2 protein-coding genes are annotated in these 2,074 nt (G+C 71.6%); both read right to left on the bottom strand.

Annotated features, from left to right (window positions below; all coding sequences use genetic code 11):
- Positions 1-172: 172 nt before the first annotated feature.
- Positions 173-1,165 carry a diiron oxygenase gene (locus tag VFW24_07275; protein ID HEX5266557.1) on the bottom strand — a complete coding sequence of 331 codons (993 nt, stop codon included), beginning with the start codon at positions 1,163-1,165 and terminating at the stop codon, positions 173-175.
- Positions 1,165-1,821, bottom strand: coding sequence for a TetR/AcrR family transcriptional regulator (locus tag VFW24_07270; GenBank protein HEX5266556.1), 657 nt, complete (start codon positions 1,819-1,821; stop codon positions 1,165-1,167). Before VFW24_07270 ends, VFW24_07275 begins: the two co-directional genes overlap by 1 nt.
- Positions 1,822-2,074: the final 253 nt, after the last annotated feature.

Raw genomic sequence — 2,074 nt, 5'->3', positions numbered from 1 at the left:
TGAGCAGCTGGTGAAGGTGGACCGGCGGCGAGATGCCGAGACGGTGCAAGAGGCTGTCGGGCAGGCTCGGCCCGTTGGGCCCACCGAGCGGGGTGGAGCCGGCGGAGAGCACAGGGGCGGAGGCGACGAACGGCATGAGGGTCGGGCGCGACCCTAGGTCGCCCGCGCCGCGCTACTGCTTCGGGCCGCCCCAGAGTCCGAGCGCCTTCCACAGCCGGCGGGGAAGGGGGCCGAGCAGGGACAGCTCCTCGGCCAGGGTCCGGACCTTGCGGAGCGAGGCGATGGTCTCGGTGCGGTGGGCCGGGTTGTCGAGGTACGCCTCGCGGATGACGGCGGGCGGGATCTCGTGGCGGCGCCGGATCTGGCGTGACGGCAGCAGCATCATCTGGGCCATGCCACCGAGGATCAGCGGCGTCCCGACCGACAGGATCACACGCCGGACGGGATTGAGGCGCGGGACGCGCTGCTTCAGGTAGTGCCGGGCAAAGGACAGGTGCCGGGCCTCCTCGGTGACGTGGATCCGCATGATCCGCTCGAGGAGGGGGTGGATCGCCTCCCCGGAACGCAGGGCCCGGCGCTGCACGTGGTCGATCGGGTCCTCGCCCCCCAGCACGAAGAAGAAGAAGAGCTCCGGGAACCTCCGTCCCAGCCGGATGATGAACCGGACGGCGGCCAGGTCGGCGGGTCCCAGCCCCCGGGCGTCGAAGCCGCTGCGATTCACGAACTCCTGGAACATCAAGGAGTGGTGGGCCTCCTCGATGAGCTCGTGGTAGGCGTACCGGAACTCCGAGGAGAAGTTCGGGAGAGTCGCGGCGTACTCCAGCAGGCCCCGCTTGAGGATGCTCTCGAACTGCAGACCGAGCTTCATCTTGCTGGCCACCATCTCCAGCCCGAGGCGGGCCCGCTGCTCCTGGGACAGGCCCTGGTACCACCCCGTGGCGGCCAGGGGGTCGAGATCGGGGTTCAGCTCCCAGCGGGGGTCGGCCGGGTCGATCTGCATCTCGGGCGCGTCCCACTCGACGTCGGTGTAGGCCTCGTAGTGCCGATCTACGGACTGCCGGTTGAGACGGTCCAGAAGGGCCTGATAGGCGCTCGCCTCCGGAGCGGTCAGGGTCTCCTCGCCGGACTCCGCTGCGGCGGAAGCGGCGGGTAGCACGGTTGTCATCAGCTGACCTCCACGGGAGAGAACATGCGGTGGGCGCCGGCGCGGAGGAGGTCGACGACCTCGTCCGCCCCCAGCGGATCGTCCCCGGGGAGGAGGCTCTGCAGGGCCGCCCCCTCCAGGATCGAGAACACGAGGCGCAGGACCCGTTCGGGGCCGACCTGCGCCTGGCCCGCCTCCGGAAACGTCTCGACGAACACGCGGGTGCAGGCGGCGTAGAACGACTCCTCGAGGGCGGGAAGCGAATCGGCGAGGCCGGGCTCGGTGCGGGCCGCCACCCGGAGCTCGACCCACGCCGCGAACGACGGGCCTCGGAACATCGCCCACAGCAGGGCGATGGCGGCGTCGAGACGGGCCGGGCCGGGCTCGACCTCCGCCATAACGGCCTGGAACTCGCCGATGCGCAGGGCGAAGAGATGGGACAGGGCGGCCAGAAGCAGCTCGGCCTTGGAGCGGTAGTAGTGCAAGAGGGCGCCGCGTGACACCCGGGCCCGGCGGACCACCTCGACCGTGCTCGTGCGGGCGTAGCCGAGCTCGGCCAGGCACTCCACCGCCGCCTGGAGCACCCGCTGCTGGCCCTCGGCCCGACGCTCGCTCTGGCGCCGGCGCCGGGCGGGCCCGGCGGTGGCCGCCGAGGACCGAGAGCGCCGGGTCGTCATCGCCTCATCGAATCACGGGAGTGGAAAAACCGTCAAGGCTGACGGTATGTTGCACAGGTCACATCGGGGCACGGGCCGAGGGGGGCCGATCGCGATGGCAACAGGGCACCTCGAGGCAGCCGAGGCTCCTTCGGAGGAGGGGGAGGTCTGGGAGCCCGGTGCCCCCTCCCCGCGGGCGATGGCGCCGAGCCTGGTGGGCGGGGCGCTGGTCCCCCTGGCCGTGTACTACGCCATCCGGAGCCACGTGCACGGC

It is taken from the genome of Acidimicrobiales bacterium (genome assembly GCA_036273495.1).
In the GTDB taxonomy this organism is placed as follows: Bacteria; Actinomycetota; Acidimicrobiia; order Acidimicrobiales; family JAJPHE01; genus DASSEU01.
This window is presented reverse-complemented; position numbering and strand designations above follow the sequence as displayed.

Excerpts from the sequence above, each read along its gene's own strand:
- VFW24_07270 (HEX5266556.1), bottom strand. The coding sequence starts at position 1,821 with ATGACGACCCGGCGCTCTCGGTCCTCGGCGGCCACCGCCGGGCCCGCC.
- VFW24_07275 (HEX5266557.1), bottom strand. The coding sequence starts at position 1,165 with ATGACAACCGTGCTACCCGCCGCTTCCGCCGCAGCGGAGTCCGGCGAG.